The organism is Bacillus cereus group sp. MYBK220-1 (assembly GCF_051916445.1).
Taxonomy (GTDB): Bacteria; Bacillota; Bacilli; order Bacillales; family Bacillaceae_G; genus Bacillus_A; species Bacillus_A cereus.
In genome coordinates this window covers 1-15,758 of sequence record NZ_JBQAGQ010000016.1, presented here as the reverse complement: position 1 = coordinate 15,758, position 15,758 = coordinate 1, and the positions used below count along the sequence as shown (strand labels likewise).

Genomic DNA, 15,758 nt, shown 5'->3' with positions numbered 1-15,758 from the left:
CGCAGGTTCAAATCCTGTCCCCGCAACCAAATGGTCCCGTGGTGTAGTGGTTAACATGCCTGCCTGTCACGCAGGAGATCGCCGGTTCGACCCCGGTCGGGACCGCCATTTCATATAAAGAAAAGAACGAAACAAGTTGTTTCGTATTTTTTTATTTGTTTTAACAAAAAACTAATAAAGACAGTCAAACTATCCTTAGGACAACTCCTAAGGACTTTTTTATATATTCAAAACCTGTATAATAAAGAGCAGAGAACATTGTGAGTAAAGTAGGTGAAGTCTGTGAGTAAATATGAAGTAACAACAAAATCTTCTGAGGAAACACAAAGGTTATCAGAAAAATTAGGTGAGCTCGTAGAGGCACAAGACGTAATTATTTTAGAAGGAGATCTTGGAGCTGGTAAGACGACTTTTACAAAGGGACTAGCAAAAGGTCTTGGAGTGAAAAGAGTTGTAAATAGTCCTACCTTTAATATCATCAAAGAATATAAAGGAAGATTACCGCTATATCATATGGACGTGTATCGCTTAGCAGAAAGTGAAGAGGACTTAGGCTTTGATGAATATTTCTACGGTGAAGGAATTACGGTAGTAGAATGGGCTCATTTAATAGAAGCATATTTACCGAATGAAAAGTTACAAATTAGTTTATTCCATGCTGGAGATGACACAAGAAAAATTATACTCGAGCCAATTGGAGATCGCTATATTAGATTATGTGAGGAGCTATTACAAGATGAAAGTACTAGCAATTGATACTTCAAATTACGTAATGGGTGTATCCCTTATTGAGGAAGAAAACGTAATTGGGGAAATCATTACAAATTTAACAAAAAACCATTCTGTACGTCTTATGCCAGCTGTAGAGAAACTGTTAAAAGAGTGTGGCGTAAAACCGAAGGAATTAACTAAAATCGTTGTAGCTGCTGGACCTGGATCCTATACAGGTGTTCGTATAGGCGTGACAGCGGCGAAAACATTAGCTTGGTCACTTCAAATACCAATTGTAGGTGTATCAAGTTTAGAGGTAGTAGCTGCAAACGGTGCTAACTTTAACGGGTTAATTTGTCCTTTATTTGATGGAAGACGTGGGCAAATTTATACTGGGTTATATACATATGAAGGAGAGCAGTTAACTTCAATAGAAGAAGACCGAATTATTCTTATTGTAGACTGGTTGCAAATGTTAAAAGATAAAGGACAGCCTGTTTTATTTATCGGTAACGATGTTAAATTGCATAAAGAAACAATTATAGAACATTTAGGTGATCAAGCTGTATTCGCTCCATTTACTAAAAATAACCCAAGACCAAGTGAGCTAGCATTCTTAGGATTACAAAAAGAAGAACAAGATGTGCATACGTTTGTTCCAAGCTATCTTCGTTTAGCTGAAGCTGAAACAAAGTGGTTAGAAAGTCAAAACAAGTAGGAGCTTGCAGAAGATGGATATGATATTTAGAAAGATGGAGCTTGATGATATTGCTCAAATTGTAGCTATTGAAGAAGCGTCTTTTTCAACTCCTTGGACTGCAGATGCCTTTCACCGTGAATTAACGATGAATGAACATGCACATTATATTGTGTTAGAAAAAGATGGTCGTGTAGTCGGGTATTGTGGATTGTGGATAATTATTGATGAATCACATATAACAAATATAGCTATTTTGCCAGAATACCGAGGTCAAAAGTTAGGAGATGCCCTATTGAAAGCAGTTATTTCTGAAGCGAAAGAACTAGGGGTAAAAACAATGACACTGGAAGTACGTGTATCAAATGAAGTAGCAAAGCAGTTATACAGAAAATACGGATTTCAAAATGGTGGGATTCGTAAACGATACTATGCAGACAATCAGGAAGATGGTCTCGTAATGTGGGTGAATATATAATGGAAAAAAATACGATTATACTTGGTATTGAAACAAGTTGTGATGAAACAGCAGTAGCAGTTGTTAAAAATGGAACGGAAATTATTGCGAATGTCGTTGCATCACAAATTGAAAGTCATAAACGTTTTGGCGGCGTTGTACCAGAGATTGCATCACGTCATCATGTAGAAGAAATTACAGTTGTGTTAGAAGAAGCTTTAAAGGAAGCAAACATCACATTTGATGATATTGATGCAATTGCTGTAACAGAAGGTCCTGGTTTAGTAGGAGCACTTCTAATTGGAGTAAATGCAGCGAAGGCAGTAGCGTTTGCACATGATATTCCGTTAGTCGGTGTTCATCATATTGCTGGTCATATTTATGCGAACCGTTTAGTAAAAGAAGTTCAATTCCCGTTATTATCACTTGTTGTATCTGGTGGGCATACAGAACTTGTTTATATGAAAGAACATGGTTCATTCGAAGTAATTGGTGAAACACGAGACGATGCAGCTGGAGAAGCATATGATAAAGTAGCTCGTACGTTATCTATGCCATATCCAGGTGGTCCTCATATTGATCGCCTTGCACATGAAGGAGAACCGACAATTGATTTGCCTCGTGCATGGCTAGAACCGGATTCGTATGATTTTAGCTTTAGTGGATTGAAATCAGCAGTTATCAACACTGTGCATAACGCAAAACAGCGCGGTATAGAAATTGCACCAGAAGATTTAGCGGCAAGTTTCCAAGAAAGTGTAATAGATGTACTTGTAACGAAAGCAGCTCGTGCAGCAGAAGCTTATAATGTAAAGCAATTACTTCTTGCTGGTGGAGTAGCTGCTAATAAAGGACTTCGTGCGCGATTAGAAGAGGAATTTGCACAAAAAGAAAACATTGAATTAATTATTCCGCCGCTATCTTTATGCACAGATAATGCAGCGATGATTGCAGCGGCAGGGACAATTGCTTATGAACAAGGTAAGCGTGCAACATTAGCCTTAAATGCAAATCCAGGATTAGATATTGAAGCATAGTTATACACATAATTAACCACAGGTTGTGGATAAAACCCATATTATCTGTTGATAATGTGGGTTTTATTGTGTATATAAAATGTTGATAACTTTTTTGTTGGCTGTGGATAATGTGGAAAAGTTATTTTAATGTTTATTTTATAAAGGTGGATATGTGTATAAACTTGTGGATAAATAGGTTGATGTCAGACCTTTGAATTTGTTCTTTTTCGGGAAATAAAAAGTAAGAAGATATCCCCGAAAAATATTTTGAAACATCTCCCTATTATAGAAGATGCTAATATTGTCAATCTTTGTCGTTAAATCGATATTTCGTGTCGGATTGTTAATATATATAGGGTTACAATAGATATATTTAAAAAATCGTTAGTATATTCTAAGTTACGATAGATATATTCAAAAAATTGTTTAAGTACTAAAAAAAGATGTCACATAGTCAAAAATCCTGACTTATGAGACATCTTCCTTATTTAAATATGCTTATACATGCAGCTCTTCCCATTCTGCCATACAAGTTTCAAGTTGTTCTTGTAGCGTTTGCTTTTTAGTTGTAATTTCACTAGCTTTTTCATAATCTGCATATATTTCTGGTAAGCAAAGTTGATCTTCTAACGTAGCAATTTCTTCTTCTAATTCCACTATACTTTGTTCTAGCTCTTCAATTTTTCTAGTGCGTTGACGCTCTAGTTTTTTACGCTCTTTTTCTTCTAAATAATTTAATTTCTCTTGTGCAACCACCTTTTGAACAGGAACGTCACTTTCTTGCTGTTCAAGTTCTGCACGTTCAATCATTTCATTTTTCTTTTCAACGTAGTAATCGTAATCCCCTAAATATTCCTGTGCACCTTCTGTTGATAACTCAACCACAGTCGTTGTTACACGGTTAATAAAGTAGCGGTCATGTGAGACGAATAGAAGAGTCCCTGGGTAATCAATTAAAGCATTCTCCAAAATCTCTTTACTATTTAAATCAAGGTGGTTCGTAGGCTCATCTAGAATTAACAAATTTGACTTTTGCATCATAAGTTTTGCAAGAGCTAATCGAGCTTTTTGTCCGCCACTAAGGGAAGATACTGGTTTCAGTACATCATCTCCTGTGAATAAAAAATTCCCAAGTATAGTACGGATTTCTTTTTCCGGTTGCAGTGGATATTCATCCCATAGTTCATTTAAAACCCGTTTAGAAGATGTTAAGTTTGCTTGTTCTTGATCATAATAACCAACAGATACATTTGATCCGAAAGAAACATCACCATTTAATAGTGGTAACTTATTCACAATAGATTTTAACAATGTGGATTTCCCAATTCCGTTTGGACCAACTAAAGCAACACTATCTCCGCGAGTTAAGCGCATAGTTACATGTTCAATTATAGGGTTTTCATCATAGCCGATGGTTGCATCATTTACTTGTAAAACATCATTTCCACTTTGTTTTTCAATATCGAAGTGGAATGATGCTGACTTAGAATCCCCTAATGGTCTCGTTAATAATTCCATTCTGTCTAGTTGTTTACGGCGACTTTGAGCACGTTTCGTTGTAGAAGCGCGAGCTATATTCTTTTGAACGAAGTCCTCAAGTTTTGCGATTTCATCTTGTTGTTTTTCGTAACGTTTCATTTCTTGCTCATATAATGCTGATTTTAAGTCTAAATATTTACTGTAGTTACCAACAAATCGTCTGCTTTCTTTATTCGAAATTTCATATACTTGTGTAACGAGTTTGTCTAAGAAATAACGGTCATGTGAGACGATTAATATTGCGCCAGGATAACCTTGCAAATATTGCTCAAGCCATGTTAATGTTTCGATGTCTAAATGGTTTGTAGGCTCGTCCAAAATAAGTAAGTCTGGTTTTGTTAATAATAATTTCCCGAGAGCTAATCTTGTTTTTTGCCCGCCGCTTAAAGTAGAGATCGTCGTCTGGTGCGTTTCAACTGGGAAGCCAAGGCCGCTTAAAATGGAGCGAATATCCGCTTCATATTGATATCCACCTTGATCTTTATAATTGAGTTGTAATTGGTCATAATCAGCTAACAATCTTTCATATGTAGCTTCGTTTGAAAAGTTTTCTTCTTTTCCCATTTCTTGCTCAAGCCTTCGGAGTTTTGTCTCCATTTGCTGTAAATGGGTAAAGACGGTTAGCATTTCATCCCAAATTGTTAAAGACGTTTCTAGTCCAGTATTTTGAGCTAAATATCCGATTGAGACATCTTTCGGTTTTATAATTTCGCCACCATCATGAGATAATTCACCAGCGATAATTTTTAATAATGTAGATTTACCTGCTCCATTCCTTCCAACTAATGCGATACGATCTTTTGTTTGTACTTCCAATTTTATGTTTGCAAGAATTGTTTCTGCACCGTATAATTTCGAAAGCGCGTTTACTTGTAATAAAATCAATGTTTTCACCTCAAATAATTTCTTAACTTTGCCATGTTTATATTTCTCAATCATACTAAAAATAGTGTATAGTTTAAAATAAAGAGAGAATACTTCTTCTCTTTATTATACAAGGAATTTAATGAGTGCTAAACTTCTGTATTTGATTAAAGTATATGAATAAAGATAGGAAGAGAGGAGAGGTCATATGGATCAGCAAAAGATTCCACAAGCCACTGCTAAAAGATTGCCTCTATACTATCGATTTATCCAAAACTTATCTCTTTCTGGTAAGCAGCGTGTTTCATCGGCCGAATTGAGTGAGGCAGTAAAAGTAGATTCCGCAACAATACGAAGAGATTTTTCGTATTTTGGAGCGTTAGGGAAAAAGGGATATGGATATAACGTAAATTATTTATTATCATTTTTCCGCGAAACACTTGATCAAGATGATATAACACGTGTAGCACTTATTGGAGTAGGTAATTTAGGGACCGCTTTCTTACATTATAATTTCACGAAAAACAATAATACAAAAATTGAAATGGCATTTGATGTTAGTGAAGAGAAAGTTGGAACAGAAATCGGGGGCATTCCTGTATATCATTTAGATGAATTAGAAGAGAGATTATCAAATGATATACAAGTGGCAATATTAACAGTACCGGCTACAGTAGCGCAAGCTGTAGCAGATAGATTAGCTGAAACAAGCGTGCACGGTATTTTGAATTTCACACCAGCGCGATTAAACGTATCAGAGAATATTAGAATTCATCATATTGACTTAGCTGTAGAGTTACAAACATTAGTTTACTTTTTGAAAAACTATCCACAATAAAACGCAGAGGAAGCGACCTCTGCGTTTTATTATTGTTTCTTCTTTGTGAATTTAACTAATATAAGGCGAAGTGCCAAATTAAAATCAATTGTTGCCATAACTGCAAATAGTATTGTCCACATATTCCAGATTGTATCTGTCACGTTCGTAATGGCGAAGCGTGTAAAGATACATCCAAGAAGGAAGTATAGTGCAGCCATGAACAATGGTGAGTTTCTCATACAAAAAATCCTCCGATAAAGCCTTGCATTTTTTCAGCTTCTTTAATCATTTCTTGAATTTGTTCATTGCTCATAAAAATTTGCCCAATAGCGACTAATGTATTCATTGCAACATGAGCTGCAATCGGAACGATAATACGTTTCGTCTTCACATATAAGAAGGCGAATACGAGCCCCATAGCAGTGTATACCAATAAGTGAGTAAAATCAAAATGAATTGCTGCGAATACAAGCGAACTAATGATAGCTGCAATAAAGAAGTTAAACTTCTTATAAAGTGTACCGAATAGAATTTTTCTAAATACGATTTCTTCTAAGATAGGTCCAATTATAGAAACAACAATAAGGAACCAAGGTGTCGTTCTTGCAATTTCCATCAGTTTCATTGTATTTTCTGAACCTTGTTTAATTCCTAGCAGTTGCATCTCGATCATACCGGCAACTATTTGTGAAAAGAAAGCTAAGAAGAACCCGATAAAAATCCATCCAATAGTAGCTGGAACAGAAGAGCGCATTGCATCTAAATGCCTGTCACGAATATCTGTTCTAAGTAACCAAAGTACGATACATAATGCAATAAAGAAGCTAATGATTGCCCAGTGTCCCGTTATGATTTGTCCTTTTTCCTCAATGGTAAATCCTCTATTATCATAGAGTCCTGTTTTTAGGAGAAGTGGTAATCCAACAACGCCAGATAACTGCATTAAAATGTATGTAACGATAATCCACCAGTATTGTTTCTTCAAATGGTTTAACCATCCTTTCTAACTATAGTGTATGAGATAAGTTAGGATAACATGTAAATATGCTACCTACGATATAAACCTCACTTGAATTATGTTTTTTTCGTAAATCCTTATTTGAAATTATAATAGAAGACAGGAGAAAGTTGTGTGTGTAGCGAAAACAACTTAGGGTGTCCTTTCATATTGTAACATACGAGCAGTGGAAACAACGATTCATATAGTAAAGGCAGTATTCTATATAGAAAGTTTATATAGTGATTTGCGAAAAAATTATGATTTTTTTACTTGCAAAAGAAATTGAGATTATTTATTATTATAAGTGTGTTAGCACTCGGATGACTTGAGTGCTAATAAAAGAAATTTACATAACAAAATGAGGAGGTTATTGTTCATGCTAAAGCCATTAGGTGATCGCGTTGTAATTGAGCTTGTTCAAGCAGAAGAAAAAACAGCAAGTGGTATCGTATTACCAGATACTGCAAAAGAAAAACCACAAGAGGGTAAAGTTGTTGCAGTAGGTACTGGTCGAGTGCTTGAGAATGGTGAGCGTGTTGCTTTAGAGGTAGCAGCAGGTGATCTTATCATCTTCTCAAAATATGCAGGTACTGAAGTGAAATATGAAGGTACAGACTACTTGATTTTACGTGAAAGTGACATTTTAGCAGTTATCGGTTAATTATATAAATCTTAAAAAATCCAAGGGGGTCAATTATTATGGCAAAAGATATTAAATTTAGTGAAGAAGCACGTCGTTCGATGCTTCGCGGTGTCGACACTCTTGCAAACGCAGTAAAAGTTACGCTTGGACCAAAAGGTCGTAACGTTGTACTTGAGAAAAAATTTGGTTCACCACTTATTACAAATGATGGTGTAACAATCGCAAAAGAAATCGAATTAGAAGATGCATTCGAAAACATGGGTGCGAAATTAGTAGCAGAAGTTGCTAGCAAAACAAATGACGTAGCTGGTGACGGAACAACAACTGCAACTGTATTAGCGCAAGCTATGATTCGTGAAGGTCTTAAAAACGTAACAGCTGGTGCTAACCCAATGGGTCTTCGTAAAGGTATCGAAAAAGCTGTTACTGCTGCAATTGAAGAATTAAAAACGATTTCTAAACCAATCGAAGGCAAATCTTCTATCGCACAAGTAGCTGCTATTTCTGCAGCTGACGAAGAAGTAGGTCAATTAATCGCTGAAGCAATGGAGCGCGTTGGTAACGACGGCGTTATTACTTTAGAAGAGTCTAAAGGATTCACAACAGAATTAGACGTAGTAGAAGGTATGCAATTTGATCGTGGATATGCATCTCCTTACATGATTACTGATTCTGACAAAATGGAAGCAGTTCTTGATAACCCATACATCTTAATCACTGACAAAAAGATTTCTAACATTCAAGAAATCTTACCAGTATTAGAGCAAGTGGTACAACAAGGTAAACCACTTCTTATCATTGCTGAAGATGTTGAAGGCGAAGCTTTAGCTACATTAGTAGTGAACAAACTTCGTGGTACATTCAACGTAGTAGCTGTTAAAGCTCCTGGATTTGGTGACCGTCGTAAAGCAATGCTAGAAGATATCGCAATCTTAACAGGTGGCGAAGTAATCACTGAAGAATTAGGTCGTGACTTAAAATCTGCTACAGTTGAATCTTTAGGACGCGCTGGTAAAGTTGTTGTTACAAAAGAAAACACAACTGTAGTTGAAGGTGTAGGAAGCACAGAACAAATCGAAGCTCGCATCGGTCAAATCCGTGCGCAATTAGAAGAAACAACTTCTGAATTCGATCGTGAAAAATTACAAGAGCGTCTTGCTAAACTAGCAGGTGGCGTAGCAGTAATTAAAGTAGGTGCAGCAACTGAAACTGAGTTAAAAGAGCGCAAACTTCGCATTGAAGATGCACTTAACTCAACTCGTGCAGCAGTAGAAGAAGGTATCGTTGCAGGTGGTGGTACTTCACTTATGAACGTATACACAAAAGTAGCTTCTATCGTAGCTGAAGGCGACGAAGCAACAGGTATCAACATCGTACTTCGTGCACTAGAAGAGCCAGTTCGTCAAATCGCAATCAACGCTGGTCTAGAAGGATCTGTAGTTGTAGAGCGTCTAAAAGGCGAAAAAGTAGGCGTTGGTTTCAACGCAGCTACTGGCGAATGGGTTAACATGCTTGAGTCTGGTATCGTAGATCCAGCTAAAGTAACTCGTTCTGCACTTCAAAACGCAGCATCTGTTGCAGCTATGTTCTTAACAACTGAAGCTGTAGTTGCTGACAAGCCAGAACCAAATGCACCAGCAATGCCTGACATGGGCGGCATGGGCATGGGCGGTATGGGCGGAATGATGTAATTCCGTTTGCCCTAAAAAACATCCATTTCTATATAGAAATGGATGTTTTTTTATGTTTTTTAGAAAAGGAAATGAATTTCTGTAGAATTTTGTCGCTTTCTCTCTTGACCATATTGATACTTCATTGTTAGAATCTAGGAAGATAATATAAAACGATCCTTCATATATCCTCAATGATATGGTTTGAGAGTCTCTACCGGGTTACCGTAAACAACCTGACTATGAAGGCAGTGTGTCTTATATTTATAAAGAGCGGAGACTATCTTTCTTTATAAAGCCAGACCCCTGCCTTTTCTTTGTTATGAGACTAGAGGCGGAGGACTGGCTTTTTTTATTATATTGGTAATGCTTTTCGCCAAATTGGTGAAAATATTTATATACGAGAACTAACGTTGGGGTGATTATTTTGAAGAAACAACACGATACAATTATCGTTTTAGATTTTGGAAGTCAATACAATCAGTTAATAGCACGTCGAATTCGTGAGTTCGGTGTATACAGTGAACTTCATCCACATACAATTACTGCAGAAGAAATTAAAGCAATGAATCCAAAAGGGATTATTTTCTCTGGTGGACCAAATAGTGTATACGGTGAAGGTGCATTACATTGTGATGAAAAAATCTTTGAACTAGGTTTACCAATCTTCGGTATTTGTTACGGTATGCAGCTTATGACGCAACACTTCGGTGGTAAAGTAGAGCGTGCAAATCACCGTGAGTACGGAAAAGCTGTTCTTAAAGTAGAGAACGAATCAAAATTATATGCGAACCTTCCAGAAGAGCAAGTTGTATGGATGAGTCATGGTGACTTAGTAACTGGTTTACCTGAAGGATTCGTAGTAGATGCAACAAGTGAGTCTTGCCCAATTGCTGGTATGAGCAATGAAGCGAAAAACTTATACGGTGTACAATTCCACCCAGAAGTACGTCACTCTGAGCACGGTAACGATTTAATTAAAAACTTCGTATTCGGCGTATGTGGTTGTTCTGAAGGATGGAACATGGAGAACTTTATTGAAGTAGAATTAGAAAAGATTCGTGAAACTGTTGGAGACAAAAAAGTACTATGCGCACTTAGTGGCGGTGTAGACTCTTCTGTTGTAGCAGTATTAATTCATAAAGCAATTGGTGATCAATTAACATGTATTTTCGTTGACCACGGTTTACTTCGTAAAGGTGAAGCAGAAGGCGTTATGAAAACATTTAGCGAAGGCTTCCATATGAACGTTATTAAAGTGGATGCAAGAGACCGCTTCATGGACAAGTTAAAAGGTGTAGAAGATCCAGAACAAAAACGTAAAATCATCGGTAACGAATTCATTTACGTATTTGATGATGAAGCGTCAAAATTACAAGGTATGGACTTCTTAGCGCAAGGTACACTTTACACAGATATCGTTGAGAGTGGTACAGCAACTGCACAAACAATTAAATCTCACCATAACGTTGGTGGACTTCCAGAAGACATGCAGTTCAAATTAATTGAGCCTTTAAACACGTTATTTAAAGATGAAGTACGTGTATTAGGATCTGAACTAGGAATTCCTGATGAAATCGTATGGCGTCAACCATTCCCAGGACCGGGTCTTGGTATTCGTGTATTAGGTGAAATCACAGAAGAGAAATTAGAAATCGTTCGTGAATCTGATGCGATTTTACGTGAAGAAATTATTAAAGCGGGCTTAGATCGTGAAATTTGGCAATACTTCACTGCGCTTCCTGGTATGCGTAGCGTAGGTGTTATGGGTGACGAGCGTACTTACGATTACACAGTAGGTATCCGCGCGGTAACATCTATCGACGGTATGACAGCTGACTGGGCACGTATCCCTTGGGACGTATTAGAGAAAATCTCTGTACGTATCGTAAACGAAGTAAAACACGTTAACCGTATCGTGTATGATGTAACGAGTAAGCCACCAGCAACTATTGAGTGGGAATAGTATTTATAAAAAGGTCCATCTATTGCTTATGCATAGATGGATCTTTTTTATTTTGGTATTAATACGAACGAAAATATAAAATTTTATAAAAATGTTCGTTTTTAAATTGACAAAACTACTTCGTCGAGTTAATATGATTATGTAATTCAAACGAAAAGTGAATATTATGCCGTCGTATAATATCGGGGATATGGCCCGAAAGTTTCTACCTAGCTACCGTAAATGGCTTGACTACGAGGCGTTTGTATAAAGATGAGGGGAAACTTGTCTTTGTTTATAGAACGCTTCCATGTATATATGCAATGGAAGCCTTTTTTATTTCTCGGGATAAAAGAGGGCTAGGGTGAAATACGGCGAGTAATCATATAACGGGGGAAACGTAAGATGAAACGCTATTTTCAGTTTGATGAGCTCGGTACGAATTATAAGACTGAGTTCATAGCAGGGTTAACGACATTTCTATCTATGGCTTACGTACTATTTGTCAATCCTGCTACGCTGTCGCTTGGAAATGTTAAAGGGTTACCAGCAGGTACAGGGATGGATCCAGGTGCAGTATTCGTTGCTACGGCATTAGCGGCAGCGATCGGTTCGTTAATTATGGGTATTTTCGCGAAGTATCCAATTGCTTTAGCGCCAGGTATGGGAATTAACGCGTTCTTTGCTTATACAGCAGTGTTAACGATGGGTATTCCATGGCAAACAGCAATTGCCGGAACATTAATGTCAGGTATTATCTTTATTATTCTTACTGCTTCAGGTATTCGTGAAAAAATCATTAATGCAATTCCATCGGAGTTAAAGTTTGCAGTAGCAGCAGGTATCGGATTGTTCATTGCATTCCTTGGATTCCAAAATGCAGGAATTATCGTGAAAAATGATGCGGTTCTTGTTGGGTTGGGGGACTTAACAAAGGGCACAACGTTACTAGCAATCTTCGGGGTTGTTACGACAATCATCTTCATGATTAAGAAAGTTAATGGTGCAGTATTTTACGGTATGATTCTTACAGCGATCTTAGGAGTGGCAACAGGATTAATTGATACTCCGAAAGCTGTAGTGGGAGCAATACCGAGTCTAGAACCAACGTTCGGCGTGGCGTTAACGCACTTCGGAGATATTTTTACAGTTCAAATGGGGATTGTTATTATAACGTTCTTCTTTATCGATTTCTTTGATACAGCAGGTACGCTTGTAGCGGTTGCGAATCAAGCTGGATTAATGAAGAACAATAAATTACCACGTGCAGGAAAAGCATTATTTGCAGATGCGATTGCAACTGTAATTGGTGCGATCTTGGGTACATCAACAACAACGTCTTATATTGAATCTTCTGCAGGGGTAGCAGCGGGTGGACGTTCTGGATTTACAGCAGTTGTAACAGCAGGATTCTTTTTACTGGCACTATTCTTCTCACCATTACTAAGTGTTGTAACACCAGCTGTAACGGCACCAGCATTAATTATTGTAGGGATCTTGATGGTTTCTTCTTTAGGGGAAATTGATTGGAAGAAATTCGAGATTGCAGTACCAGCATTCTTTACAATTATCTCTATGCCACTTACGTATAGTATCGCAACTGGGATTGCGATTGGATTTATCTTCTATCCAATTACAATGGTAGTAAGTGGTCGTCGTAAAGAGGTTCATCCGATTATGTATGTTATGGGAGTTTTATTCGTACTATATTTCATCTACGTTCGTAAATAAAAGGGGTTTTTTAAAGGTCTAGACTTAAGGGGAGTCTAGACCTTTTTTGCGTCTTCAGAAAATCTTAAGGATTTCCGAGCGTTTTTCTTCAGAAGTTTTCCTATAATAGAAGTTAGGGATTAAAAAAGTGATGGGGGAGATATTGTGGCACACGAAACAATACTTGTCGTAGATGATGAAAAAGAAATTCGGAATTTAATTACAATCTATTTAAAGAATGAAGGATATAAAGTATTGCAAGCAGGAGACGGAGAAGAAGGATTACGTCTACTGGAAGAAAATGAAGTACATCTAGTCGTATTAGATATTATGATGCCGAAAGTGGATGGTATTCATATGTGTATGAAAGTAAGGGAAGCGAAAGAAATGCCTATTATTATGCTTTCTGCCAAAACGCAAGATATGGATAAGATTTTAGGGTTAACAACAGGAGCAGATGATTACGTAACGAAGCCGTTTAATCCGTTAGAGTTAATCGCACGAATTAAATCTCAGTTACGCCGTTATATGAAAATGAATGGTTTCGCTATTCAAAATGAGGACGAGTTAGAAATTGGGGAGATGAAAATAAACATCTCGACCCATAAAGTTATTGTAGAGGGAGAAGAAGTGAAACTAACTCCGAGGGAATTTTCAATTTTAGAATTGCTAGCTAGAAATCCAGGTATGGTGTTTAGTGCGGAGCAAATTTATGAAAAGGTGTGGAATGAACGATCTTTCCAGTCTGATAACACTGTAATGGTGCATATTCGAAAAGTGCGTGAAAAGATTGAGGAGAATCCAAGGAAGCCTAGATATATAAAAACAGTATGGGGAGTGGGGTATAAGATTGAAAAAGATATTTAATCCGTTTACTTATATAAGGAAAATAAGAGAATTAATTGAGAAATTAGTAAAGAGCGTACGAAAGAGTATAAGGATTCAATTGATTACTACTTTTGCTGCTTGTGCGTTATTAGGAGTTTTGTCAGCAAAGGCAGCAGCGCCGTTTTTTGAGAATGCGAATCGTCAAGCAACTATCGATTATCGGGCTGGTATGGAACAAATTAATCACCAAGCTCAAGGAGCGGCAAATAGTTCGGTTCATGAAAATAAATTAGAAGCTATATCAAATATGATCGAAATGGAGAACCAAAATTTAGAGCAAGGGTCTAGAGCTTTGAAGATATTGGTTACTGATGAAAGTGGTAAAGTTTTATATAAAACAAAGCAAGCGCAAGAAGAGCAAATCGATTTGCATAATACGATTCGTAATGCAGCATCATTCGCGATTAATTATACAGATGGTAGAAATGTATTTGAAAGTACAAGAAAAGAGTTTATATCTTTTTCACCTATTACTATTGAAGGAAAGAATTTGTACATGTTTGTTAGCGGAATTCCGGAGGGAGAGGTAATATATGACACGCAAGAAGGACCATTCCCGTTTTTAATTGGTGTACTTGTATTCATTTTCTCTTTCTTCTATATAACAAAGAGAAAGATGAAGCAGATTGAAGCGATGGCACAAGGCGTAAAGGAAATAGAAAGAGGTAACTTAGCCTACCGCATTGAGAAAAAAGGTGAAGATGAGATTGCAGCTTTAACTGAGAATATTAATAATATGGCAGAAGAGCTTATGAATAATATAGAAAAGGAACGTAAATTAGAAAAGCAAAAGAATGAGCTTATCACAAATGTATCGCATGATTTGCGTACACCACTTACTTCTATTATGGGTTACTTACGATTACTTCGAGATTCTAAATATGAAAATAAAGAACAACACGATGAGTATACGAGAATTGCTTTTGCAAAGTCGGAGCAGTTAAAAAATTTAATAGAAGATTTATTTGAGTATACGAAGTTAACAAATGAACAAGTTGTATTAGAAAAACAAGAAGTATGTGTAAATGAGTTGCTTGAGCAATTAATAGAAGAGCTAGTACCGCAAGCGGAAGAGCATGGACTTACGTTTGTTAAGAAGTTTCCTGAGGAACGTGCTTATGCATCGATTGATTCGGAAAAGATGGTTCGTGTATTTGATAATTTACTAATGAATGCAATTAAGTATAGTAAAGATGATGGAGAGATAAAAGTTTCTCTTCAAAGGCAGCGTAGGGATATACAAATTGTAATTGCGAATCATAGTGAAGCGTTTACGAGAGAAGAGTTAGCGAATTTGTTTGAACGTTTCTATAAGAAAGATCAATCTCGAAGTAGAGTAACGGAAGGGTCGGGACTCGGTTTAGCGATTGCGAAAAGTATTGTTGAGTTACAAGGTGGTAGTATTCGAGCGGAATATAGGGATGGTATTATTCAATTTATCGTCTCGTTACCAATTATAGAGAAATAATAAATGAATAGAATGATATGTGATAAAAAGGCTTATTTTAAAAGAAATAAGCCTTTTTATATTTTTTATAAAAACATATTGACGATTATACTTTAGAGGTGTAATATAGAACAAGTCGCCGATGACAATAACGTCGCAAGCGACAAATGAAATAAAAAACTTAGTTGACATCAATTAACGAAAGTGTTAACATAAGGAAGTCGCAAATGAGCGACTAAGTAGTTCTTTGAAAACTGAACGAAACAAACAACGTGAAACGTCAATTTTTATTTTAGATGCTAGACAAACTAACTTTATTGGAGAGTTTGATCCTGGCTCAGGATGAAC

At 36.8% G+C, this 15,758-nt stretch carries 14 protein-coding genes, 1 tRNA gene and 2 riboswitches; of the genes, 12 read left to right on the top strand and 3 right to left on the bottom strand.

Going from position 1 to position 15,758, the window contains the following annotated elements:
- The first annotated feature begins 32 nt into the window (after positions 1-32).
- The 5 genes from ACTFRU_RS29130 to tsaD all read left to right on the top strand — a co-directional run bounded on the left by ACTFRU_RS29130 (position 33) and on the right by tsaD (position 2,902).
- Positions 33-108, top strand: a tRNA-Asp gene (locus tag ACTFRU_RS29130).
- A 174-nt stretch (positions 109-282) separates the two neighbouring features.
- Positions 283-756, top strand: coding sequence for a tRNA (adenosine(37)-N6)-threonylcarbamoyltransferase complex ATPase subunit type 1 TsaE (gene tsaE, locus ACTFRU_RS29125; RefSeq protein ID WP_000049642.1), 474 nt, complete (start codon positions 283-285; stop codon positions 754-756).
- Positions 737-1,429: a tRNA (adenosine(37)-N6)-threonylcarbamoyltransferase complex dimerization subunit type 1 TsaB gene (tsaB, locus tag ACTFRU_RS29120; RefSeq protein WP_000865740.1), complete on the top strand. Its 693-nt coding sequence runs from the start codon at positions 737-739 to the stop codon at positions 1,427-1,429. The genes tsaE and tsaB overlap by 20 nt, the downstream gene beginning before the upstream one ends.
- A 13-nt stretch (positions 1,430-1,442) precedes the next feature.
- Entirely contained in the window at positions 1,443-1,886 is a 444-nt protein-coding gene (gene rimI, locus ACTFRU_RS29115; protein ID WP_000367190.1) for a ribosomal protein S18-alanine N-acetyltransferase, read from the top strand.
- Complete coding sequence (gene tsaD / locus ACTFRU_RS29110) at positions 1,886-2,902, top strand: tRNA (adenosine(37)-N6)-threonylcarbamoyltransferase complex transferase subunit TsaD (protein ID WP_000414585.1); 1,017 nt, start codon at positions 1,886-1,888, stop codon at positions 2,900-2,902. The genes rimI and tsaD overlap by 1 nt, the downstream gene beginning before the upstream one ends.
- Positions 2,903-3,382: 480 nt before the next feature.
- On the opposite strand, the gene ACTFRU_RS29105 is transcribed toward tsaD, so the two are convergent.
- Positions 3,383-5,308, bottom strand: coding sequence for an ABC-F family ATP-binding cassette domain-containing protein (locus ACTFRU_RS29105; protein WP_000602146.1), 1,926 nt, complete (start codon positions 5,306-5,308; stop codon positions 3,383-3,385).
- Between the two features lie 187 nt (positions 5,309-5,495).
- Between ACTFRU_RS29105 and ACTFRU_RS29100 the strand changes: the two genes are divergently transcribed.
- Positions 5,496-6,125, top strand: coding sequence for a redox-sensing transcriptional repressor Rex (locus tag ACTFRU_RS29100; RefSeq protein WP_000372699.1), 630 nt, complete (start codon positions 5,496-5,498; stop codon positions 6,123-6,125).
- 29 nt (positions 6,126-6,154) lie between these two features.
- On the opposite strand, the gene ACTFRU_RS29095 is transcribed toward ACTFRU_RS29100, so the two are convergent.
- The gene (locus tag ACTFRU_RS29095; protein WP_001246201.1) at positions 6,155-6,346 is read right to left on the bottom strand and encodes a YdiK family protein; all 192 of its coding nucleotides are present in this window, start codon (positions 6,344-6,346) and stop codon (positions 6,155-6,157) included.
- Positions 6,343-7,092: a CPBP family intramembrane glutamic endopeptidase gene (locus tag ACTFRU_RS29090; protein ID WP_006920743.1), complete on the bottom strand. Its 750-nt coding sequence runs from the start codon at positions 7,090-7,092 to the stop codon at positions 6,343-6,345. Before ACTFRU_RS29090 ends, ACTFRU_RS29095 begins: the two co-directional genes overlap by 4 nt.
- A gap of 391 nt (positions 7,093-7,483) precedes the next feature.
- Here ACTFRU_RS29090 and groES point away from each other — a divergent pair, with 391 nt between their 5' ends.
- The 6 genes from groES (at position 7,484) to ampS (ending at position 15,431) form a co-directional block, all read left to right on the top strand.
- A complete protein-coding gene (gene groES / locus ACTFRU_RS29085) occupies positions 7,484-7,768 on the top strand; it encodes a co-chaperone GroES (RefSeq protein WP_000917311.1) in 285 nt (94 codons plus the stop codon).
- A 38-nt stretch (positions 7,769-7,806) separates the two neighbouring features.
- On the top strand, positions 7,807-9,441 hold the full coding sequence (gene groL, locus ACTFRU_RS29080; RefSeq protein ID WP_001029993.1) for a chaperonin GroEL: 1,635 nt from the start codon (positions 7,807-7,809) through the stop codon (positions 9,439-9,441).
- A 140-nt stretch (positions 9,442-9,581) separates the two neighbouring features.
- A riboswitch (purine riboswitch) is annotated at positions 9,582-9,683 on the top strand.
- 164 nt (positions 9,684-9,847) lie between these two features.
- Positions 9,848-11,386 (top strand): glutamine-hydrolyzing GMP synthase, encoded by a 1,539-nt coding sequence (gene guaA / locus ACTFRU_RS29075; RefSeq protein WP_000743909.1) that lies wholly within the window; start codon positions 9,848-9,850, stop codon positions 11,384-11,386.
- A 152-nt stretch (positions 11,387-11,538) separates the two neighbouring features.
- Positions 11,539-11,640: riboswitch (purine riboswitch) on the top strand.
- Between the two features lie 130 nt (positions 11,641-11,770).
- Positions 11,771-13,096: an NCS2 family permease gene (locus tag ACTFRU_RS29070; protein ID WP_000833096.1), complete on the top strand. Its 1,326-nt coding sequence runs from the start codon at positions 11,771-11,773 to the stop codon at positions 13,094-13,096.
- Positions 13,097-13,240: 144 nt separating this feature from the next.
- Positions 13,241-13,942, top strand: coding sequence for a response regulator transcription factor (locus tag ACTFRU_RS29065; RefSeq protein WP_000929885.1), 702 nt, complete (start codon positions 13,241-13,243; stop codon positions 13,940-13,942).
- Positions 13,926-15,431, top strand: a complete 1,506-nt coding sequence (gene ampS, locus ACTFRU_RS29060) for an aminopeptidase AmpS (protein ID WP_149215588.1) — start codon at positions 13,926-13,928, stop codon at positions 15,429-15,431. Before ACTFRU_RS29065 ends, ampS begins: the two co-directional genes overlap by 17 nt.
- Positions 15,432-15,758 lie beyond the last annotated feature (327 nt).

Coding starts and splice junctions, on each gene's coding strand:
- tsaD (WP_000414585.1), top strand. CDS start 1,886: ATGGAAAAAAATACGATTATACTTGGTATTGAAACAAGTTGTGATGAA.
- ACTFRU_RS29070 (WP_000833096.1), top strand. CDS start 11,771: ATGAAACGCTATTTTCAGTTTGATGAGCTCGGTACGAATTATAAGACT.
- groL (WP_001029993.1), top strand. CDS start 7,807: ATGGCAAAAGATATTAAATTTAGTGAAGAAGCACGTCGTTCGATGCTT.
- groES (WP_000917311.1), top strand. CDS start 7,484: ATGCTAAAGCCATTAGGTGATCGCGTTGTAATTGAGCTTGTTCAAGCA.
- rimI (WP_000367190.1), top strand. CDS start 1,443: ATGGATATGATATTTAGAAAGATGGAGCTTGATGATATTGCTCAAATT.
- ACTFRU_RS29100 (WP_000372699.1), top strand. CDS start 5,496: ATGGATCAGCAAAAGATTCCACAAGCCACTGCTAAAAGATTGCCTCTA.
- tsaB (WP_000865740.1), top strand. CDS start 737: ATGAAAGTACTAGCAATTGATACTTCAAATTACGTAATGGGTGTATCC.
- ACTFRU_RS29095 (WP_001246201.1), bottom strand. CDS start 6,346: ATGAGAAACTCACCATTGTTCATGGCTGCACTATACTTCCTTCTTGGA.